Below are 25545 nucleotides of genomic sequence, written 5' to 3'. Positions count from 1 at the left end.
CACAAGGCATCAAACTGTTTTGTAGAATAGAACTTATTTATAGACAAATTAGCAACTTTTGATGACTCTTTATGATCATATTTAAGCTTAAATGAAATATTTTTTATGCCATTTAGATCATCATTCTCATCGTCTGGTTTTGATACTCTAATAAGTTTAACATTAGGATATTTTTTCTTAAAATCAGAATCTTTTTTTAAAACAATATCATCTTCAAATTTTGATGGCAATTTATCTTTTATATTTTTAGGCAAGTCTAAGTCATCAATTGTTAATTTTGATGCTAAATCGTCTAATGATAAAAGACCTTCGTTAGTGGATAATGAAATATTATTAGCTATTTTATATTTTACTTTGTTTGATACACTATTTTTATTTTTAAGTTCTAATGAAAGCGATAATACCCCTTTAACATCATCCTTAGAATCAAGGTTTGCTACTAAATCAACCTTAGGTGATTTTTTAGCAATTAACTCAGTGATAGATGTTTTCAATTTTATCATCTCTGGTTTAATGTCATATGGAAACTTGTTTTTAATATCACTGTGTTGCCAATCAATTAAATCTTTCGGATTATTTTTAACTTGATCTAATAAAATTTTTGAAAGTAATTCTAAATCTTTTTGTTCTCACGTTTTAGATGGATCTTTGAGGCCAGTTATTGGTTGAGTCCATGCATTATATTCATTTTTTCCATTTTGAGATGTTTTAATTAGAATCTTGATAGAACTATTGCCAACTGACTCTACATTTTTAATTTCAATATCATATTTATTTGGATTAGAAATTTCTATATATTTTTTTAAAGATGATGGATTCTTTTTAAATTCATCAACTATTTCTATATTTGTAGTTATGGATGGATTGATTAAATTAAATTTAATATCATTTAGATAACTATATTTGCCCCCCCCGCAACTTATGCTTGTTAATGGTGCTATTGTTGTGGTTAAAACAGCAGGAAGTGCAAAAATTAATGATTTTTTCAATCTGCTTCTTTGCATTATTTTCTCCTTGAAACATTGTAATAATTAATATACTTAAATTATAAAACTTATATTGAATAATTAGCTTTAAGTGATTGTTATATTCTCACAAAAAATAAACTCTTAATAATAATAAACATATATGAATTGCTAAGATTTATAAATATGTCTATAAAACAGTAAAATATAGAAAATTGTAATTATTTAAATTAATTTAAATCGGACGTTTTTATTAATTCATTAATTTTATGAAAAAATTAAATTATAATATTAAATATTATATTGAGTCTTAATTTATTGGAGGCCAAATCGTTATGATTAATTATCAATCTAAAATAAAAGAAATTAAAATTAACCCAAAAGAATGAGAATCTTATAAAGCTAAAACAATCATGGAATTAGCATCAAAAAATATTAAAGCTGATGTTTCAGAAATTGAACAAAGTACATTAAACAAAATTGCTAAAGATGAAGTCGATAAAATGCTCCTACAATTGCGTAATGAAAACCTTGATGTTATAATAATGCCCCCAATTATAGGTGTTGAAGGGCCTAATGCTGCTGGCTTTCAAATCACAATTACTTTGACATATTACCTTAATGAAGAAATACAAAAAATCAAATACAATGATTTAAAAATTGAATTTGAATATAAGAAAGTGCCAAATGATTATTTTGAAAAATCATTTGAAAGAATTATTGATAATTATCCAATTTTAAGAAAAATTAATGGGCCTGTTGTGGCTAATGATGTAGTTACATGAAATGCTATTAGATCAAAAGATAATAAAATTGTAGGTACTGATGATGAAATTGTTATCACAGCTAATGACACACCTAATTTCTCAATTAATAAGGCAGTAATTGGCCGTTTTGTAGGTGAAAAATTTCAAACAATTGCGCCTGATGGTATGAATTTTATTATCACAATAACTAATATTGAAAGACCAGTTAGAACAAGATTAACAGATCAAAATATTCATGAAATTCATTTGCCAAATGTTTTTTCACTAGCGGACTTTAGAGCAAAAATTGAATATGATTCAGTTAAAAATAATTCATCAAGTGAGTTATTAAGGTACTATGAAAAAGCTATTGATGCTATTGTAGAAAAAAACCATATTGCTATCAATAATGTTAATATTCATAATGGTGTAAATAATCATATAATCAACATTTTGGAAAATATCGACGATGAAAGTAAGAAAAAAGCACTAATGGAAAAAATAAATAACAAAACAGGCGAGGCTGCGTCAATTATAGAATTAGCAACTAAAAATGCAATAATGTCTTATAAATTACTTTTGATTGATAAAATTATTTCTAAACAAGCTGGCATAAAAATTAGTGATGATGAATTGGCACAAGAATACAACTTCCTTGCTACATCAATGTTTCCAATTCCAAAAGATATTACAAGAGAAGAAATAGTTTCGATTCTTGTACATCAAAAGATAGCACTATATTTAATGAAATTAAACAATAATGATCAATATAATTTAGTTTCACAAGACTTAGGTATGAAAATTTAATATATAAAAAGAACTAAAAGACTAATTGATTTAGTTTTCTAGTTTTTTATTTTAAGGAGCAGAAATGATAGAAGTACAAAATTTAAGCATGATATTTAGTGATAAAAAACTTTTTGAGAATGTAAATATCAAGTTTACAGCTGGTAATGCGTATGGAATAATAGGCGCTAACGGAGCAGGAAAAAGTACATTTTTGAAAATTTTATCAGGCGAAATGGAATCAACTGGCGGGCAAATAATTGTTGAAAAAGGACGAAGAATAAGCGTACTAAGTCAAGATCATAATGCTTATGATGACATGAATGTTACTGATGTTGTGATTTTGGGCAACACAGATTTATACAAAATTAAAGACGAAAAAGACAAAATTTATGCTAACCCTAATGCTACTGAAGATGATTATAATCGCGCTGGTGAATTGGAAATTAAATATGGTGACCTTGGTGGTTGAACAGCTGAAAATGATGCCCAAGAATTACTAGCTGGCTTACAAATACCTAAGGAAAAATGAGATGCGCAAATGTCTGAATTAACAGCTAATCAAAAAATTAAAGTTTTGTTAGCAAAAGCTTTATTTGGCAATCCAGATATTTTGATTATGGACGAACCAACTAACCATCTTGATCTTAGATCAATTAAATGACTTGAAAACTTTTTAGCTGATTATGAAAATGTTGTAATTGTGGTATCACACGATAGCGACTTTTTAGACAATGTATGTACTAATATAGTTGATATTGACTATAATGAAGCAAAAATGTATACTGGTAATTATTCATTTTGAAAAGAAAGTAGTGAATTAGCAAAAGAGTTAATGAAACAATCTAATGCTAAAAAAGAAGTCCAAATTGAAAAACTCAAACAATTTATCGCTCGTTTTAGCGCTAATGCTTCTAAATCTAGACAAGCAACCAGCAGAAAAAAATCGCTTGAAAAAATTACGCTTGATGAAATTAAGCCTTCAAACAGAAAATATCCATACATAAATTGAGATATACACAGAGCTCCTGGTAAAGATATCCTTGAAGTTAAGGACTTAACATATGTAAATAGTAAAGGCGAAACACTTTTTGAAAATGTTTCCTTTACGCTTGCAAGGGGTGAAAAAATGGTTGTTATTGGTGATGATGATATAGCCAAAACCAAATTTTTAGAATGTTTAATGGGTATAACCGAACCCACAAATGGTACTATAAAATGAGGTCAAACAATAAAGTACACTTATTTTCCAAATGACAATAGTAAATATTTTAAAGAAGATATGCCTATCATTGAATGATTAGCTAAATGGCCACCATATAATTCAACAGAAGAAACCAAAGATGTTTCAGACCAAAGAATGAGAAGTTTCTTAGGAAGAATGCTTTTTTCTAATGATTCTGTTTTTAAAAAAGTATCTGTAACTAGTGGTGGTGAAAAGGCAAGACTAATGTTTTCAAGAATGATGTTACTTGAGGCTAATTTCTTAATTTTAGACCAGCCTCTTGATCATCTTGATGCAGAAAGTATTGATAGTGTTATTCAAGGCTTACAAGCATATAAAGGCGGCGCTATTTTTACAACTTATAATAGAGCATTAGTTAATAATGTTGCAAACGTTATTCTTGAAATAGCACCTGATAAGAGTTTTATTTATCATGGAACTCTTGATGAATATGAAAAAATAATGAACTACTAATTTTTATAAAAAATGCTTTTTTATACCACTTTAAGTAAAATTTACGAATTTAATTATAAGTCATTTGCACATTAAAAATATATATATAAAAATTACTTTCAAAATTTTATTTTTACTATATAATAAAAATGCATTTTTTAATAGATGCCCAGGTGGCGGAATAGGTAGACGCAAGGGACTTAAAATCCCTCGAACGTTAGTTCGTGCTGGTTCAAGTCCAGTTCTGGGTACCAGTTGTCCGCTTTAATTAGAGGGCATTAATATGCGCCCGTAGCTCAGGCGGTAGAGCAAATGGCTTTTAACCATTGGGTCAGAGGTTCGAGTCCTCCCGGGCGTACCATTTCACTTATGTGACTATAAAAACAGGCTTGTGCCTGTTTTTTTATTGTGATTGATGTAAATTGTAATAGAAACCTTTAAGTTGCATCAATTCTTCGTGTTTGCCTTTTTCAATTATTTTTCCATCATCAACTACTAATATTAAATCAGCATTTCTAACAGTACTTAATCTGTGAGCAATAACAAATGATGTCTTGTTCTTCATAATTGAATTTTGCAAAGCATCTTGAATTATTTTTTCTGTGTTTGAGTCAACATTTGAAGTAGCTTCATCTAAAACTAATATTTTTTTATTACCTAATATTGCGCGTGTGATTGATAAAAGTTGTCTTTCACCTTGCGATAGATTAGCACCATTATTTTCAACAATAGTATCATAACCGTGCTTATAGCTTTGAATGAATTGATGAGCATTTGTTAGTGTTGCCGCTTGAATAACTTCTTGATCACTAACTCTTGGGTTACCAACTTTAAGATTATTCATAATAGTATCATTAAACATAAATGAGTCCTGAAGCACTACCGTCATTAATTCAAGCAAATTATCTTTTGGTATTTTATTAAGCTCAATACCGTCAATTTTTATTGAACCAGCTTCATATTCATAAAATTTACTTAGCAGATTAATGATTGTTGTTTTACCTGCTCCTGTTGGGCCAACAATAGCAACTATTTGTCCTGGTTTAGCATAGAATGAAGCATTTCTAAGTTGATATTTAGATGAATTTTCATCATATCTAAATGAGACATTATCAAATTCAACATGGCCTTTCATATCAATTGCATATAAATATTGTGGATCTCTAATAGGAGCTGGTGGTTCAAGGCCTACTAATTTGAATATTCTGGTTGTTGAAGCAACACCAACTTGAGTTGAAAATATAAAACTAAAGAATATTTGAAGTGTACCAGTGAAGGTTCATAGTAAATTAATATAACCAATAATAATCGCAGTCACATCTTGTCCGATAAGTCCCACAAAAGGAATGTTTTTGTTTTTGAAAATCAATGAAACAGAAAGTATCATCAAGACTAAAAAGTTTGAAAACACAACAAACCAAGGATCAAAAAATTTAGTATATACATCACCTTTAAATGCACTCTTGCGGATTTTTCTTGCTATTTTTTCAAAATCTTCAATAGCTTTTTCTTGTTTGTCAAATGATTGAGTAACTTTTGTGTTTTTAATCATTTCTTCAACATATGCATTCATATCACCAAAGTGATTAATAACTTCGATAAATGGTTTTCTGGCCTTTGCTAAAAAAACTCAACTTAGGCCTGAAAATAAAAAGCTTATTGGCAAAACAATTGATGATAGAGTAATTGAATAACATAACATAAAAATGATTGAAAAAATGATTTTGAAGATTTTGCCGGAAGTGTCATTAAACAATTGTACTAACGTTTGAGCTATATTATTAATATCATTTGTGAGAGTAGAAATTTGATCACCTATTTTATTCTTATCATGGTATGAAATAGGCATATAAATCAATTTATTTGATGCAACCGATCTCATTTTTGCAGTTGTTTTAAAAGCTGTTGAGAGAAGCATTCTATTTTGTAACAAACGTGTTACTAGATATAAAATAAAACAAATTGCGAGACTGACCATAGCAACAATAAATAAATCTGTTTTAAATGCAGCGGTATGTTTCATCACCCCTTCAGTGAAAAATCAACTAATGATAAAACCAGTCATTGCTGTTCCAAAAGTATAAAGAAAGGCTTCTAAAAATGAAAGAATTAAACCTCAAATTAATGATTTTTTTTCATTAACAGCCATAAACTTCAAGGACGCTTTTAATAGACCAATAGTTGAAACTTTAGCATCTTTTGCTTTGGTTTCAATATTTTTTTGCTTGCTTAATTTAACCATTTATTACTCCTTCTTTTGTTTATTATTGATCTATTTGTGTTTCATAAATTTGTTTATAAAAGTCACAATTATTAATTAACTGTCTATGTGTGCCTTGGCTAATAATAAAACCATTATTTGATAACACTATGATGTTATCTGCTTTTTTAATACTGCTAATTTTTTGGCTTACAATGATTACACTACAATTATAATTTTGTCTAATGTTGTCTAAAACTTTTTTAGATGTAATGTTGTCTAGTGCACTTGTTGAATCGTCCAAAATTAATACTTTTGGTTTTCTTAAAAGAGTTCTTGCTATTGATAGTCTTTGCTTTTGGCCACCAGATAAGTTTTTACCGCCTTGTAAAACCTTATGATCAAGTTGATCTTTAAATAGTGAAACAAATTCATAAGCACATGCATCTTTAAGAGCTTGAATAATTTCGTCATCGGTAGCATCAGCTTTAGCTCATTGCATATTGCTTCTTATAGTTCCAGAATACAATAAAGGCTCTTGATAAACTATGCCTATAATTTCATGAAGTAATTTTGAATTAATTGAACTAACTTCATTTCCACCAATTTGAATTGAACCTTCATTGTATATAAAATTATTAACAAGCAAATTTACTACTGTGCTCTTGCCACTACCTGTTGGGCCAATAATACCTAATGTATTTTTATAAGGAATATTCAAATTAATATCTGCAATTGCGTAATTTGGAGATGTTGGATAATATTTAAATGATAAATCTTTAATCATGATGTCATATGAACTGATTTGCTTACCTTGTAAAATACGCAAATTATCAGTTTTGTAATAAATAACTTCAAGCACCCTGCCAGCAGCAATTTTTGCTCTAAATAATGAATTTAAAAAGGCTAAAAATAGTAAAATTCCACCCGCAACTAATCATAGATAGTCAATGAATAGATTAACATTAGTCAAAACATCCTTTGTAATAGTATTGTTATCAGCAGAGTGACCTGCTACTGAATAAATACCTATCATTAGTAAATTCAAAAAAGTTTGAAAAACAGGATAAGCAACAGCAAAAATCATATTTGATTTGTACTGGGTTTTGTATCATGAGCCATTAACATCTTCAAGAACATTGAGTCTTTTAGTTTCAAGATTAAAAGTTTTTATAACTCTAATTCCTGAAATATTTTCATTGACTATTTTAGTAACAGCATCAACTGATTTTTGTGTTTCTTTAAGTAATGGACCAGTTTTCAAACCGATAACTATACCCATCACAGCAACTATAGGAATAAGTGCTATTATACTTAAAGCCATTTTTCAATCAACCATAGTAGCAATTACTAAACCACCGGCTACTAAGAAAATACTTTTGATCATAATGGTTGCACCATTAACTAAAAATTCTCAAAAAATTGCTATATCGTTTGAAACTCTGGTAATTATTGACTCAGCCTTAAGATCGGCTATATTTTTAAGAGAGAAGTCTTGAATCCTTTTAAAAACAAGATTTCTATAGTAATAACTGCTTTGTTCAGCTGCTCAAACTATAACAATTGTTGATACAAATGCTAATGCTGCTGTTATAAAAGTTTGCAATAGAACAATAGTAGTAAGTCACGTGAAAGAACTTTGATAGCTATAATCGCCAAAGTTAATCCTGCCATTAATGAAGTCCATCGTAAAAGGTTTACTATGGTCTTCCGTTAAAATTAAATCAATATATTTTTTTATTAATAAAGGGAGCATTATATTTAAAACAACATAAATTAAAGACAAAAGTGCTCCAAAAATGAAAATTCATTTAATTCTTCATGGCAAAATTTTAATCATTTTGAACATTTTTTTATCCTCCAATTTATAAAATATTTTAAATTATAGATTAAAATTCCATTTTTTTGCTTGCGTCTATTGCAAATACACACATTTTTACGACTTAAATTACTTTTTTTCATAAAATAAAAAAAATAGAAAACATGATTATCTATGTTTTCTATTTTAATATTTAAAATTATTTTTCTGCATTCTTAGCATTAGTCATCGAACGCATAACAGCATTAATTTGAGATTCAGAAGCCTTTCTGCCCATTTGAGCAAACATAGCTTTAATCATATTTCTAGTAATTGGAGGGTTTTCGCGAATTTGTTTTTCAAACATTTTTTTAGCTATGAAGAAGGCAACAAGACCTCCAACAATTGCCATAAAAACCGCAACACCAACTATTATTCCAACTCAACCACCAACTGACATATTTCCTCCTATAAATTAACTTTTTATATTTTAGCATAAAGATTAAAAAATCATTTATATATTAGACAACGATCGACAAGATAATTACGCTTTTAAAAATCATTAGTAAGCCAATTACAAATTACAAAATTGTTGATATTAGCCTATAAAACAATCATATTCGGTTAATGATTTGATTCTGGCATATAGCCTTTTTTCATGTCTTCTATTAAAATATCTCTTTTTAATTTTCCTGGGTTATATTTTGTATCAAACGTATTTTGATATCTAACATAAACAAGACCAAAATCTCTTCCATATTTTTTAGCATTTAACCAAATGCTTACAGATGAAGTTCCAATGTTTTGAACACCAGATCAATATGAATCAATAGCTGAAGTTTGCGAATTCAAACCAATGATCTTAAGATTATGCCCATATTTTGCTAATAAATCACTTCTGCCTGCTACTGCTTTTTCAAATGAGATTCTGAATCCTTTTCTTAGCATGCCTTCTGATGATAAACTGGCACCAGTTCAGAAGAAAATTCCTGGTGTATTTGAGTAAAGAATAGATAAGAAAAATGTATATGCTCTTCATACTGATTGATAACCTTTTATATTTTTCTTAATATCAATAGTATTTCTAAATGTGTTTGGATTAGAAACTAATTCATCAACATAATTTTTCATTAATGGTGTTATAAATGTAGAAATCAGTGATTCTAATTTTCCCTGAATAATGTTTCAGATTCCGCTTGCTCCAATTTCAACTGATACATTATTTGCTTCATGAGAGTGAAACATAACATTGAATATACCTTTTTTATCATCCTTAGGAGCATATTGAAACATTAAGTTAATGAAATCTGAATATGCCTTAACATCAATATTTGAAAATATTTTATTAAATTCATTGATATTGTTAAATATCTTAGAAAGAACAATTTTGCCATTACTTGGATTGCTAATAAAACTTAAACAACCGTTTTTAATAGCAGTTAAAAGTGCATTAGATAAATTTTTAGTAGGAATTTTACTAATCTTTTGCAATTGGGCTAAAACATTGTCGATGATATTATTTAAAATATTTGTTTTAGGGATAGCCTTTGCTAACGAAAGGATAAATTTCTCAATTTTTGTATCATCAGAATCTGGGATATTAAAGCCTTTTGATCTGAGCGAATTACCTATTAACTTTCCTAATGGCTTAAATATAGCTGGTTGATTAGATACTAATTCGACATACCATTTTTTAAGCAATTCCTTAATTTGACTAGCATTAGATGAGTTGAAGAATTTTTCCAATAATTCAACTCATGAATTACATTTAGCATATTCACTAATATGGCCAAATAATTCATCTAAGAATTTATGAAGCATGTCCTTTACATTTTTTGATTTAAACATTGAAACTCAAAAAATCTTAGCATCTTCTTGCGATAATCCCTGTTTTACAAGCATATTAGTCAAATCAAAGTCGGTGATAAATTTATTTACTAATTTATCATTAGAAGTTATTCCGTTAGCTATTTTTTTAATATTATCATTAAGAACAGCATAGTGCTTTTGAATAACTTCGGTATTTAAAATAACCTTAATAAACTTATAATTTTGTGGTTTTAAAGCATCTATTAAAAGTTTTAATATATCTTTTTGCATATCAGCAAAACTATTATATTTATGAATATTATCAGCGAAGCCATTCAATAAATTCGGCACAATTTCAAGATTCTCAATAATTTTAGGCAAGTTTGCTAATAAGTCTTTATAAAAAGCAACATTAGCAGCGCTTTCCACATCAACACCATAAGGGGCAAGATTTTCCTTAAGAAGTCCAATAATTAGTTTTTGAAATTGTGGCTGTTGAGCGATTGATTTAAATATTAATAAAATATCACCAGAAAGTTTAGTTATTTTAGTCTTTGGATTAACATAGATTTTTAATAAATCAATCAAGTTCGATACTTTATTATATTTTCCTATATCAGATGCTAATGATGAAAGGATATTTAACACTAAATTTTTAATTGGTTTTCTATTTTCAAAAGCATTTTTTATCATCTCATTAAATTCATCAACAGATAAATATTTCTTAATTTTATTGACAAAATTGTTTGGTAAAGCGTTATATAAACTCTGACCTATTGATTTTTCTTGGGTGGCAAAAGCAACAAGATTAGACACAAATTGAGCAATCATTTCTTCGTTTCCAACCACATTGTTAGTAGTAGCAAATGTTTTTATCAATTTAGCAAGATTTTGCTCATAGTTGTCTTTATTGAATTTATTACTTAATTTATTTTTAATAACATCAGCTAATTTTGCTTTATTAAATTTAGTTCCATTAGTTGCTAGTTGATCAATAATTTCATCAAATAACCAGTCCTCAAAATTAAATATTTCATTTAAATTACTATATGAACTGATAACATTATCCACCAAAGTTACAAATCTTTCCTTATCAATATTTTCAATTAAAATAGGTTCTTTTTCAATTATTTTATAAATTAATAAAGCAAAAGATCTTCGTATACCATTATTATTAATAGAAGCATTAATTATATTTTTAAGATTACCTAAAACTTGTTCTTTTATGCCAGGTTTATTTAATCATGTTTTTAAAATTAAATCAATATTGTCAAAATCATTTAATGATAAATCATCACTAAATAATCCATCTACTAAAAATGAGGTCACTAATTGTTTAAAACTCATATCATCAGTTAAAAAGTCGAATAGTTCTCTAATTTGATCGACTGTAAATATTTCAAAATTAGCCCCAGAAATATTGTTAAAAATAGATTTAATAAGTTTGTTAAACTCATCAAAATTAATAATTTTTTTAGCTAATACAAATAAATTATCTATTGAGCCACTATTTTTTAGCTTCTTAAATGCTTTATTAATTAATTGTTTAAATGAAGTGGCGTTGGTTAAGTCAGCTTTTTCAAATGACAATAAAACATCTATAAATTGGTCAATAAATGTTTGGAATTCAGGCAGTTTAATAGTACTATTGATTAAAGAACCCAATTCTTCATTTGTTATATATTTGCCTATTTTATTGGTAAATTTGAAAATTATATTAGCTAAATTTTTGCCTGATTCAGAGTTATTCGATTCGTATCTAATTACATTAGCAATTATTTTTTTAATGATTGTTTTGTTGTCGGTAATTAAGTTGTTTTTATCTAGAACACGCACAAAATCAATTAATCATTTATCTAAACCGATCTTTTTAATATTTGTTTTGATTTTTGCAAATATCAAATTAAATATTTCGTTGAATTGAATTTTTAAACCTTTTGAAGCTAGTTCTTGAATTAAAACATCATAAAACAGTGGATCTAGCTCCAACTTAGAACTTAAATCAGGAAGAATTTGGATTAGTGCTTTTATAAATTGTTTGAATTCTGCTTCATTAATACCATCAAATAATTCGGGGTGTTTAGAAGTTGAAGCATAAACCAAATTAGTAATTATATCGATCAATTTATTGTCTTTAATTAAATCATTAAGAAGATTAGATGCATCCTGTCTAATGGTAGAATAATCAGTAGGATTTTTCAGTCACGCTTTGATAACAGAATCTATATCAAAAATGTTTTCTATTTTTAGTGAATCACTAAATATTCCTTTTGTTAGTATGCCTCTAAATAAATTATTGAAATTATTATTTTGGATCATTAATTTAAAGATATATTGAATATCTGATTCACTAATGTCAATTGTTGAAAAATTAGTATTTTTAATTAATTTGATGAACTCAGGTATATCAACAATTTTAATAAATAACTCTTTTACTAATGAATACTGATGCCCGTTTATGAACTCATTCATTTTTATATTAATAATATGCTTAAAGCTATCATTTGAATTTAGTAATGAACTATCACTGTTAATTAAATTATTAATTATTTCAACAAATAGTTGTTTAAACTCAGGTATTCTAAAAATTTTACTTAATAAGTTATTAAATTCATCTTTTGATGTGGATTTTAAAATTTTATCTTTAATTTTATTGTTATTCAAAATTGCATTCGAAACTAAATTAGCAAAAGAATTATTATCGATTAAATAAGTAATTACATTTTCACTAAATTTCATTAGTGTGTGTTTGTTATCAGTTAATAAGTTGTCTTTATTAAATATTTTTATTAGTTTTAACAAGATCTCATCTATATTTGAATTATTTAATTTTTGGCTTAATTCTTCTGAAATTTGTTTTAACAAACTATTAACATCAACACTCTTGCCATTTAATCCTAATTGATTAAATATAATTTTATAAACTGTTGAAAAATCAAAAATACCATTTACTTCTTCATATTTAGTGATTAATTTTATAAACAAATCAGTTAATTGATTTAAATCAATATCTTTAATTAAAGCAGGTTTTGATTTAAGTGAATGAATAATAAGTTTAGCAAGCAGTTTTTTAACAATATTGTCATTTGAAAAAGCAATTATAAAACTATTGATTTTTTTTGCATATTGTTCATTTTTGCTAGCATTAGCAAAAAAGTTTTTAAGAACTACATCAATGTTTTTTAAGTCATTAAATGTAATTTCTTTTTTTCACAATACATCTGTGAAAAAGCCTTTTAAGACAAATTGGAAATCTTTATTCTGGGTTATTTTTTTGCATAATTCAATCCATTCGTCTGCTGTTAAATATTCAAGAAATGGTTTGGAATGAATTGAAACTATGTTTTGAATAATTTTTTTGGTTTCATCTAAATCAACTATTTTATTTGTTAATTCAAATATTTTTTCATAGTTATTGGTTGTTAAAAATTGAGCAAAAATTTCATTTAATATATCTTTTAAAGAAGTGGATTTTTGAACCACGTCAGTGTTTAAACTTATGAAATTAGAAACAATATTTTGATAAATTAATTTTGTTTCTTCAAAACCAATAATTTTTTTAGTTAATGATTTTAAATTATCAGCATTTGTATATTTATCTAAACCATTAATATTTTCATAAATAAAATTAGAAAGTTTGTCAAGTAAACTTGGATTTTGTTTGGAATAATCAAATAGATTAATCAATAAACATTTAAATACATTTTTATTATTAAGTGAGTCTAAATCATTAGCAGTTACTTTTAAAAGTCTAAGAATTATTTGTTCATAATTTTCTTTTGTTATTTTTTCTTTTAATATATTAATTATTTTCTCACTAAGTGTATGAGAATTTATTTTTAAATTATTTTTAGCAATATCATTCAACAAAACATGAATAGATTGTTGTGATATACCTAATATTTGCTCAAAATCATTGTATGAAAGAATTAAAGATTGTAATAAATTAATTAAATCTTCTTTATTTATATCCTTAGTTAATAAAGGCTCACTACTTATAAGTTTATAAAGATATGCTCCTAAAATCTTAGCAAAGTTTTTATCTTTCGTTATTTCACTTAAAAATAGTGCAATCTTTTGTGATAATTGCAAATTATTATTTTCGTCAGATATCCAGTCTTTAAGTGCTTGATTAATATTAAAATTAAATAAATTAAAATTATTGCCTAATACTCCATTAATGAGAAAGTTTTTTAATATAAATTTAAAGTTTTCATTATTTATAATATTAGAAACTAATGAAGATATTTGTGAAGGAGTTAATGTATCCTCTATTGATGGAGCATATTGTTTTAAAATATTTTTTATTAATTTTTGAACTTCTGGGAAAGTAATTATTTTGTTGAGCAATGGCGTGATATCACTATAACTTTTCGACTTAATAAAACTTTCAACAACAATTTTTAATAAATCGTTCAAATCATTTGCACCAGCAATTTTTGACTTGTCTAAATTAAGAGCAAAATAAATTAACGAATTCAAAATATTTTTGAATTCATCAGTTTCAAATGTTTTATCAAGCACACTGATAAAATCTTTTTTGCTAATTAAACGTTCAATTTTGTCATTATTTAGAGTGTAAAATTTATCAGCTATAGTTTGCAATATATTTTTGCTATTTTTATAATAATTAAGTGCATTCACTGTCAATTTAGAAATGATTTTTGAATAGTTTTTTATGTCTAATTCATTAACAATTTTAATAATTTTAGTAATAGTAGATGATAATTTTGATTCGTCAAAAATATTTTTAAGATCATTAATAGTTGAATTCAATGTGTTTTTGAAATTAAATTTGTCAAGTGGAGTTTTAGCTAAATCCGAAACTAAATTATTAACTAATTTAGAGATGATGTTAAACTCATTGTCAAACTTATCAATACCAGTTATTAATTTAATTAAAATTTGTACTACATCATTTTGATCAACATCTTTAAAAATTGCAATTTTTTCAGAGGCTAATTTTGAAATAACACTAGAAAGAATAGTTTTTAATCTTGCATTATTTCCTAGTTCTTTTGCAAAATGTTTTAATAGTTTTTTAATAGAAGATTGAGTTTTTGGATTATTAATAAATATTCTTCATAGGTCATTATATGTCTTAGCCTGTGCATAAAGATTTGATTCTTCAATAATATTTATTAAAAATTCACCTATTGATTGTTTTAAGATATCACTATCAAATAAAATTTTAAGTAAATCAGCAAAGTCGCTAACACTAATATATTTTTCAATTTTTGTGTTTTTTATACTTTGCGAAATTTTGTTTATAGTTGAATCATTAAGACTTTCTTTAACAATATTTTGGATAAATTTTTCGACAGCATTTTTAAATGCATCTTTCTCGTTTCTCACAAAATCAATATTAAAAAAGGAAGTAATAAGTTTAATAATAGATGTTTCATTGGCAAAATTGGCTTTTAATCTGCTAAAAAGGAATTTATAATCAGTTTGATTAGAATTTTGATTATTATACTTATCAAAATACTCTTTTTGTGTTTTTAATAGCGCTTTTGGAATATATTCAGATTCAATAAATCAGTTTTTGATTTGATTAATATTTTGATTATCATTCTTAGTTAAAAAATTTCTTAATTCACCTGTTTTATCGCCTAATTTGAAAAATTTACTTTCTAAAAAATTGTTAAAAAGATTGTCAAAAATAAGGTCATAAACTGGTTTTTTATTTAATACTCTATTAAAATAATTTTGATTTTTATTAGCTCTAATTGATTCGTATTTTTTATAAATTGCGTCCTTATTAAATGTAAATTCATCCATTGAATTATTAAATAATTTACTAATAACTTCAAATGGCTTTTCATATTCCATTTGTAATAGATATGAATCAAAATCACTTTTGATGTAATTGGCATCTCAATTAATGTTGTTTTTATTAATTTCACTTTGTTTTCTTGAAGGTAACATCAATTTAACAAACACATCTTGTGCTATTTTTTTATAACCAATGCTACCAGGATGTATTTCAAATAAATTAGGCATTAATTTAAATAAATTTTTATTTCAAAATGATGCGTCATATGGATTAATAAAATTAATTCCGTTCGCATTAGTACAAGTCTTTAATTGTTGGTTAATAAGATCAATTACAATTTGGCTTATGCTTATTTTGGCGCCATTACTATTTAAAATCATTTGGTCAATCATTTTAAATAAATGAGCAAGCGGAAGTGTATATCCAATAAAGTTTATATTTTTAGTATTACTATTTTGCTTTAATAATTTGGAAAAAGTGTTTATTCTGTTATCTAGTTCAGTAAAAATATCTTTTAATAATTCTGTAACAAAAGAAGCAATTTGACCATAATTTAAATTATTTGTTTTTATTTGATTAACTAAATCAAGAATTGCAATATTTTTTATTTGCTTAAAAAATAACTCAAAAAAGTCATTAGCTCCTAATGTAACAGTAACTAAATTAGAAAGACTTAAACCTGCTATAACTTTTGTATGATATGCTTCCAAATCATTGCCAAATTTAGATTGAAGGTCTTTAAGTTTTGAAATATCAATTTTGTTTTTTTGATTTTTTCAATCAAGCAAAATATTTCAATCTTCTAAGGTAGTGTTTGAAATAGCATAATTATTAAAACCAGCTAATTTGTTTTGTTTTGAATTGTGAATAAATTGAGCCAAGTAAGCAGGAAAAGAAATGCCTTCAACGCTTTTTGTATCAATATTAAAATAACCAGGATAATCTTTATCTAGATCAGCGTCAAAACCAGCTGAAATTGAATCACCAAGAGCTAAATATCTAACTGCATCATTTTTAGCAATGATATCAGTGCTTTTATCTCTATCTTCAAGCTCTACTGGTGGAATTTTATTTGATGGATGATTTGGATTAGTTGTATCAGGCAATCCTGGCACATCATCATAATTTTTATCTTTTATTTTGTTGTTGGATGATGACTCTTCTATTTTTTTATCATTTAAGGGGATATATGAAAGTCCGACAGCTAGAACAATAGTAGCTGCTAGGACAATACTTCCGGTAATTAACACAGGTTTAAGTTTTAGTTTCATAATTTTCTCCTGCTGGTATATTAAATTAGTATTATTATAATTAAATAATCAAATTTACATTAAGATAAAATTATGATACCAAAATGCCTAATTACCTTACCAAACAGCAAAATAAATAAAAAAGACTGATATTATTTCAGTCTTTTTATTATGATTCATTGCCCGATTCCTCGCTGAAATCGATTGGGCTGTTTGTATATGTTTCGCTATCAAATTCATCAAAAATTGATTGAATTTCATTATTTGCTTCATCGGTAAAATTATCACCATTTTCACCTACAAATTTAACAGGTTTTGTATCAGGGTCATACTTGTCTGCAAAATATGTTTTAGGATCACGAATGTCATATTTACCGTTTTCTTCATAATTAGAATTAGTTCCAGCAGGAATTTTATGACCTAAAATTATGTTTTCCTTTAATCCACGTAATCTATCAATTTGACCTTTAATTGAAGCATTAACTAAAATTTTAGGAGTTTCTTGATATGAAGCAGCAGCTAAAAATGAATCAGATAATAATGGAATTTGTTTAGCACCTTTAATCTTAACATCACCAAAAGGTGGTTTCTTACCTTCGGCTATTAAGCGAGCACTTTCTTTTTGATAAACATGAATATCAACTAATGAGCCATTAAAGAATTTTGAGTCCCCTGTGTCTGTAATTAAGATTTTTGAAAGCATTTGGCGAATAATAATTTCAATATACTTATCAGAAATGGTAATACCTTGAAGACGATAAAGTTTTTGAACTTCTTTAAGAATATAGTTTTGAACCAAACGAGTATCACCAACTTTAAGAAGGTCATTTAAAACAATAGGACCTTCGATAAGTTTCATACCAGGAGTTACCTTGTCGCCAACTTTAACTCTAATTTTTTTGCCGGCTCTTGATTTATATTCTAACTTAGCAACTTTTCCGTCGCTATTTTTATACTCTTGCGTAATAAGATCATATTCAACACCTTCGGTGCCTTCTCTTACTTTCTTAATACTTTTAATAGTTCCATATTGTTCAGCAATAACAGCTGGACGACCTCATGGAGCATCATAAGCATCGATTAATTCAATCAATCTACTAAAACCACCAGTAATATCTTCAACTCCGGCTACACCACCAGTGTGGAATGTACGCATTGTAAGCTGAGTACCAGGTTCACCAATTGATTGAGCAGCAACTACCCCAACAGCTTCACCAATATTAACAACACGGTTAAGAGCTAAGTCTTTACCATAACATTTTTTACATACACCACCAGGAGTATAACATGATAGTACTGAGCGAATTTCAACAGTTGTTATACCGTTTTCAATAATTTTAGTTGCGATTTCAGGTGTAATTAAGACATTAGCACCAACAAGTACTTTTCCTCTTTTTGAAAGAACAGGTTTGTTAGTAAATCTGCCTTCGATTCTATCATACAAACCTTCGATAATGGTGTTTGTTTTGGTGTCAATAATATCAGAAACTTCAAACCCATAGTCAGTTCCACAATCTTCTTCTCTAACAGTAATACCTTGTGCAACATCCACCAATCTACGTGTTAAATAACCAGATTTAGCAGTGTTAAGAGCAGTATCAGTTAAACCTTTACGAGCACCGTGAGTTGATGAATAAAATTCATAAGCGGTAAGGCCATCAAGGAATGAAGACTTAACAGGAATTTCAACTGTTGAACGAACAACACGTTCGTTTTCGGCGTCGGCTTTAAGCACTTTCGTGTTATTGTTCATCAAACCACGCATACCTGCTAATTGGACGAAGTTACTTGAATTACCACGAGCACCTGAATTAAGCATCATAAATAATGAGTTATCAGGGTATAGCTTAGTTAGTTGTTTAAGATCTTTTTCAATATCATCTTTAATAGCTGCTCATTTAGCAATAGTAGCATTATATCTTTCGTCATCAGTCATTAAACCTTGATTAAAGTAATCTTTAAGTTGTTCGATATAAACATCACCTTGTGCAATTTTAGCTTTTGTTTTATCGCTAGTGATAACGTCGCTAATTGAGATAGTTGCACCAGATTTAGTAGAAAAGTGATAACCTAATTCTTTAATAGCATCAAGCACATTAGCTACAGTATTTGTATATCTAAATCAAACAGCATTAAGCATTTTGGTATAGTCATGCACAGTTCAAATTGGATCTTCAACCTTTTCACGGATAATTATTTGTTCAGAAATTTTTTCATATTCATCTTTAATAATTCCATTAAGAATTTCAACATGGTTTATGTCAATTGATTTGCCGTTATAGTCTTTCAATGAGGCGCATAAGTCAAAAGTATTACTAATATCTTGATTGTTAATTTTGTTAATTACGCTAGCAATATCACTCATATTAACTATAGCAACATATTTATCATAAACACGACGTACAATTTTAGCAATATCTTTTTTTGCTAATGGCATATTAAGTGGCATATTTTCTATAACTTTTTTAAAGTCTTGACCATAAGGCAATAAGAAAGTTTCTAGCTGTTCTTTATTGTTAGAGGTATAAAGAACTTCTTTTTCATTATATTTTATAGCACCATTAATATCGCTTGTTTCGCTATATTCAATATGTTTACCGAAAATAAAATCAAAACTATCTGGGAAAGCACGGTTAAAAATAAACTTACCAACAGTTGAAATAATGTACTGATTTTCAGGTGAATAATTCAATCTTGTTTTATTGATTTCACTAATAGGCATAACAACACGAGAATGAATTGAAACTATGTTATTATCATAAGCTCTTTTGAGTTCTTCAAAAGTTGAGAAGAATTTACCTTCACCTTTAGCATGCTCAGGATCATCCTTAGCTGCTTTTTCCATAGTTAAGTAATATAAACCAAGAATAATATCTTGCCCAGGGTTGATAATAGGTTCACCATCCTTAGGACCTAAAATATTTTTTGACGCTAGCATCAATTCTCTAGCTTCCCGGACTGCTTCATCGCTAATTGGCACATGGATAGCCATTTGGTCACCATCGAAGTCGGCATTAAATGGAGTACATGAAAGTGGATGAAGTTTAATAGCTTTACCACGAATTAAAACTGGTTCATATGCTTGAATTGATAAACGGTGCAATGTAGGAGCACGGTTTAATAATACCACTCTACCTTCAATAGCTTTTTCAACATAAGGCCAAATAATAGGATCAAGATTTTCAATTGCTTTTTTACCTGCTTTAATTGAATTAATATGGTTATCACCAGCAATTAATTCCTTGATAATTCAAGGTTCAAATAATTTTGCAGCCATTTCACGTGGCACACCAACTTGGTGCATTTTTAAACTAGGCCCAACAACAATAACAGAACGGCCTGAATAATCAACACGCTTTCCTAAAAGATTTTGTCTAAATCTACCTTTTTTACCTGTTAAAGCATCTGAAATAGATTTTAAAGGACGGTTATCTTTTGAGCTAACTGGATTAGGTTTTTTTCTTGCATTATCAATTAAAGCATCCACTGCTTCTTGAATCATTCTAAATTCATTTTGTTTGATAAGCATAGGAGCATCAGTTTCTTCTCATTTTTTCAAACGATTATTTCTAATGATAATACGACGATAAAGTTCATTGACATCACTTGTTGAGTGTCTACCACCATCAAGTTGAACTAGTGGACGCAAATCAGCTGGAATAACTGGAAGGTCATAAATTAACATTGATGTTGGGCTTTGGCCTGATTGAATAAAGGCATTAACAACAGCAAGTCTTTTGTATAGCTTTGTTCTTTCTTGTGACTTCAAGGCAACAGTTGATGATTTGCCCATAGTTTTATTAATTTCAGCAATTTCATTTTCAATAAATTTTGCTTCTTCTTCAAGGTTAATATTTTCAAGAAGATATTTAATAGCTTGCGAACCTGTTGAAATTTTAGCATCAGAAAATTCATGAATAATTTCGTTATATTCGTAAAAGTCAATACCATAGTCTTGACCTGTTTGCGAAACAGCATATGATTCAAGATCAGTTAATGCTTCATTAATAATTTCATATTCTTCTGTATTTTTTTCAAATCTTGTTTTTAACTCTTCAAGAGCATCACGATAAATTAAAGCAGCATCAGAAATATCTATAATTGAGTTCTTTTGTAACTTTTTAAGGCCGCCATCTTCAAGAACTATATGGCTTTTATAATAGATTAATTTTTCTAAATCACCCTTTGAAACAGTTCTATTAGTATTAGCTATTCTAAGGCCTAACAATTTAGAAATAATTGAGTGATCGATTTTAAAAAATCAAAAGTGTACAACTGGATTTTCTAAATGAATATGTCCCATTCTGCTTCTTCTTACCATTTTAGGTAAGATAACAGGTTGGAATTTTTGACACATTGGAGTCTTTTCACAAATTGTATTTTCATCACTTTTTTTGTATTTAGTTGAACAAATAGGGCATTTGAAATCGGTGGTTGGTCCAAAAATTAGTTCATCAAATAAACCATCTCTTTCAGGTTTATAACTTTTATAGTTAATAGTTTCGGGTTTTGTAACTTCGCCACATGATCAGGACTTAACATCTTCTTGTGTAGCTAATGAAATTTTAATTTTCTTAATTTCTTTTTGTAAATGATTATTAAAATTAGTCATTATATCCTCCTGCTTCATTTAATGATGAACTTGTAATGTCAAAGTATTGTTGTGCCTCTTCTTCTTCATCTGTTTTAATAGTTTCAATGTCTAACTTCATGCCTAAACCATTTAATTCATAATTTAATACATTAAATGATTCGGGAGTACCAGGTGTAGGTAATTCTTTACCGGTAACTAATGATGTATAAAGTTGATTACGTCCTACAATATCATCTGATTTATAAGTCAATATTTCTTGTAAAACATTTGTAGCACCATATGATTCAATTGCTCATGTTTCCATTTCACCAAATCTTTGACCACCATTTTGACTTTTACCACCAAGTGGTTGTTGAGTAATAAGTGAATATGGCCCAACACTACGTGCATGCATCTTGTCATCAACCATATGGTTAAGTTTAAACATATACATAATTCCTACTGAAACAGGATTGTCCATTTTTTCACCAGTAATAGGATCAATTAATGTATATTTACCAGAAACTGGTAATCCTGCTTCAAGTGTTACGTCTTGAATTTGTTCTTTTGTTACCCCATCGAAAACAGGTGTTACAAATTTACATCCTAATTTTCTTGCGGCCATACCTAAGTGCACTTCTAAAACTTGACCAATATTCATACGTGAAGGAACACCTTGTGGATTCACCATAACATCAATAGGTGTTCCGTCTTCAAGATGTGGCATATCTTCTTCAGGTAAAATGATAGAAACAACACCTTTGTTACCATGACGGCCAGACATTTTATCACCAACACGAATTTTACGTTTAACAGCAATTGAAACCTTAACAATCATATCAATGCCATCTTCAAGTTGGTCTTTGTTTTCCCTACTTAAAATTTCAACACCAATAACTGTACCATTGTGTCCGTTTTTAACTTTAAGTGATGTATCTTTAACATTCATTTGTCTTTGGCCTAAGATTGCGGCAAGCAGTTTTTCTTCTCTTGATGGATTATCGTCTCCTTTAGGAGATACACGGCCAACAAGCACATCGCCAGGAACAACTTCTGAACCAATTAGAACAATTCCATGTTCATCAAGGTGTCTAATTGAATATTTAGAAACGTTAGGAATTTCTCTGGTTAATTCATCAGTTCCAGCTTTACTTGTTCTAAATTGAATAGTTTGCTCTTCAATATGAATTGATGTAAGTACATCTTTTTTAGCTAATCTTTCATTAAGGATGATAGCATCTTCATAATTGTAACCTTTATAGGTTGTAAAAGCAACTAGTAAGTTTTTACCAAGCGATAATTCACCATCTTTAAAACTTGAACCATCAACTAATAAATCACCTTTACTAATTTGGTCTCCTACTTTAACAAGAGGTTTTTGATGTGTAACTGTATCTTGGTTTGAACGTTGAAAGTTTTTAAGATTATATGTATCAAGTGTTTCTTTAAGGTTTCTAATTTTGATTTTAGAACCATCAACATATTCTACTTTTCCATCATTTTTAGCTCTAAAGTTAGCAGCTGAATATTTAGCTATATCTGCTTCGGTTCCGGTTGCAACAAAAGGAGCTTCTGTTTCCAATAATGGAACTGCTTGACGTTGCATATTCGAACCCATAAGGGCACGGTTAGCATCATCATTTTCAAGGAAAGGAATACATCCAGCAGCTACTGAAACCATTTGGCGTGAAGCAACTTCAATAAAGTCCACATCGCTTGCTTTACCAATAATATAACTGTAATTTTTTCTTATAGTTAAAGTGTCGTCAACTATTCTATTATTTTCATCCACAGTAATTGTTGATTGAGCAATGTTAAAACCAAATTCATCAGCAGCAGTTAAATAAACCACGTCGTTGTAGTCAACAACAGCGTTATTAACTCTAAAATATGGAGTTTGTAAAAAACCGTATTCATTAACATTAGCATAGGTTGCTAAATTAAGAATTAAACCAATGTTTGGTCCTTCTGGTGTTTCAATAGGACAAATTCTACCATAGTGAGTTGCGTGAACATCCCGAACTTCAAATTGCGCAGTATCACGGTTAAGACCACCAGGCCCAAGTGATGTAATACGTCTTTCATTAGAAATTTCAGCAAGTGGGTTAATTTGATCCATAAATTGTGAAAGTTTTGAAGAATTAAAGAAAGTCTTCATTTGATTGGAAATTAGTTTGTTATTTGTAATATTTTTTGGAGTAACTTTTTCAGGTTCTTTAGCCGACATTCTTTCACGTGTGGTTTTTTCAAGTTTTGAAAGACCTACATTTAATTGGTTTTGCATTAATTCACCAACAGAAACAATTCTTTTGTTAGTCATTGAATCAGGATCATCATCTTGACCAACGCCTTCAAGTAAATTAAAATAGTAGTTAATAGTTGCAATAATATCAGAAATAATCAAGTGTTGAGCACTACATTTAGGATCATTTCCAATAACCAATGTTGGCAAACCTTTTTCCATTTTCTTTCTATTAGGAAAAACTAAAAGTTTAACGATTTTATTAGATTTTTTTAAATATGAATATGCAGGGTCTTGGTAAAGTTTAGCATATAAAACTTCAGGATCAATACCTTTAATTTCTTCGGTTTTGATTGAGCCATCATTAAAATTACTTTGAATTAATAATGCTAATTTAGGACTAATAAAAGTTCCTTTTGTAAGCAATTTAATATCGCCATTTTCATCTTTAATTTCAAGATCTTGACCAAGATACTTTTCTGCAATACGGTCAACAAGGTTAAGCTTTTTGTTTAACATATAACGACCAGTTGCCCCTAAACTATATCTTTTCTTGTTGAATAAAAGTGATGGTAAAAGATTAGCAACTGATGTTTCTGTTAAAAGATCACCTTTTCTAATGGTTCTAAATAAATCTTCACGACAGTTATGAAGAACTTCTGCTGGATCTTCACTTGAATTAAGTTTTTTATCTCTTAATAAAGTTTCTTTTAGCTCAGCAGATTTTCCAAAAAGTTCATAAATATTTTCTTCATTAAGACCAAGAGCTCCTAAAAAAGTAGCAAGATTAACATTCTTGTTTTTGTCAATTTTTATTTTTACCGAATCAGGATTTTTTGTTGTAACTTTATGTGAAATTTCGATTCATGATCCTAATCTAGGCAAAATTTCTACTTTGTTAAACAAATCATCTGATTGTTTATTACGTACGCTACAACCGAAATAAGCACCAGGTGAACGAATTAACTGACTAACAATAACTTTTTCGCTACCGTTGATAATAAAACTTCCCCCTGAGTTCATAAGAGGAATTTCTCCTAAAAGTACTTCGTCATCCTTCACAACACCTTTGTCAGAAGTTACCTTAAATTTAGCAAAAAGTTTGGCTGCATAATTAATACCCTTTGCCTTAGCCTCTGTTATTGCTTCATATTCCTTTGGTGGAATTGCAAGTCTTGCTGAATTGTGAATATATTCAAGTGATACTTTTTTATTACTTGAAGTAATTGGATAATGTTCTCTTAAAATTTCTTCAATTCCACTCTTTTTAAATCATTCAAAAGATTCTTTTGATATGCTTAAAAAGTCAGGAACGTTTAAGGTTACTTTGGTTGCTGAATAGTCACGACGTTCTGTAATTGGACCGTACTTTCTCATTTTGTAAGAAAATTTATTTTGATATTTTTCTTGATTTAATGATGCCATATAATTATTACTCCTTCAAATTCAAAAATCTACTTTTTAAATATACAAAAACAATACTTAATATAAGTATAAAGATATAGTTAAAATTTTACCACAGAGCACGATTTTAAAAAATAAAAAGTTTAATGATTTTGATTTATAATTTTCGCAAAAATTTTTGCTATTGTTTTTTTACTAAAAATGCTATTTTAAAGTTTAATTTGTAAAATATTTATATTTAAAAAATAAAAAAACGAGGTTGATAAGAACCTAAAAACATGAAACTGTAAACTTCTTTGTTTTGATTTATCACTCGTT

9 protein-coding genes and 2 tRNA genes are annotated in these 25545 nt (G+C 28.0%); 4 read left to right on the top strand and 7 right to left on the bottom strand.

All coding sequences use genetic code 4. From position 1 onward, the window contains the following. Window positions 1-1004: hypothetical protein (locus tag T386_RS04290; protein WP_036459933.1), on the bottom strand; the 1004-nt coding region annotated here is incomplete at its 3' end. Between the two features lie 296 nt (window positions 1005-1300). Between T386_RS04290 and T386_RS0102135 the strand changes: the two genes are divergently transcribed. The 4 genes from T386_RS0102135 (at window position 1301) to T386_RS0102120 (ending at window position 4536) form a co-directional block, all read left to right on the top strand. Beyond that, entirely contained in the window at window positions 1301-2518 is a 1218-nt protein-coding gene (locus tag T386_RS0102135; RefSeq protein ID WP_029513528.1) for a trigger factor-related chaperone, read from the top strand. 64 nt (window positions 2519-2582) lie between these two features. After that, window positions 2583-4196, top strand: a complete 1614-nt coding sequence (locus T386_RS0102130; protein ID WP_029513527.1) for an ABC-F family ATP-binding cassette domain-containing protein — start codon at window positions 2583-2585, stop codon at window positions 4194-4196. A 146-nt stretch (window positions 4197-4342) separates the two neighbouring features. After that, window positions 4343-4429: transfer RNA gene (locus tag T386_RS0102125), tRNA-Leu, on the top strand. Window positions 4430-4460: 31 nt separating this feature from the next. Then, window positions 4461-4536: transfer RNA gene (locus T386_RS0102120), tRNA-Lys, on the top strand. Between the two features lie 42 nt (window positions 4537-4578). Here the strand turns inward: T386_RS0102120 and T386_RS0102115 are convergent. From T386_RS0102115 to rpoB, 6 genes are all read right to left on the bottom strand, one after another. Next, window positions 4579-6417, bottom strand: coding sequence for an ABC transporter ATP-binding protein (locus T386_RS0102115; protein WP_029513526.1), 1839 nt, complete (start codon window positions 6415-6417; stop codon window positions 4579-4581). A gap of 22 nt (window positions 6418-6439) precedes the next feature. Continuing rightward, window positions 6440-8224 carry an ABC transporter ATP-binding protein gene (locus T386_RS0102110; protein WP_029513525.1) on the bottom strand — a complete coding sequence of 595 codons (1785 nt, stop codon included), beginning with the start codon at window positions 8222-8224 and terminating at the stop codon, window positions 6440-6442. A gap of 169 nt (window positions 8225-8393) precedes the next feature. Further along, window positions 8394-8633: a YneF family protein gene (locus T386_RS0102105; protein ID WP_029513524.1), complete on the bottom strand. Its 240-nt coding sequence runs from the start codon at window positions 8631-8633 to the stop codon at window positions 8394-8396. A 164-nt stretch (window positions 8634-8797) separates the two neighbouring features. Beyond that, a complete protein-coding gene (locus tag T386_RS0102100; protein WP_029513523.1) occupies window positions 8798-17029 on the bottom strand; it encodes an SGNH/GDSL hydrolase family protein in 8232 nt (2743 codons plus the stop codon). A 148-nt stretch (window positions 17030-17177) separates the two neighbouring features. Further along, window positions 17178-21620, bottom strand: coding sequence for a DNA-directed RNA polymerase subunit beta' (gene rpoC, locus T386_RS0102095; RefSeq protein ID WP_029513522.1), 4443 nt, complete (start codon window positions 21618-21620; stop codon window positions 17178-17180). After that, entirely contained in the window at window positions 21613-25248 is a 3636-nt protein-coding gene (rpoB, locus tag T386_RS0102090) for a DNA-directed RNA polymerase subunit beta (RefSeq protein WP_029513521.1), read from the bottom strand. Before rpoB ends, rpoC begins: the two co-directional genes overlap by 8 nt. Window positions 25249-25545: the final 297 nt, after the last annotated feature.

Origin of the sequence: Mycoplasmopsis primatum ATCC 25948 (assembly GCF_000702785.1) — a bacterium.
In the GTDB taxonomy this organism is placed as follows: Bacteria; Bacillota_I; Bacilli_A; order Mycoplasmatales; family Metamycoplasmataceae; genus Mycoplasmopsis; species Mycoplasmopsis primatum.
This window is presented reverse-complemented; position numbering and strand designations above follow the sequence as displayed.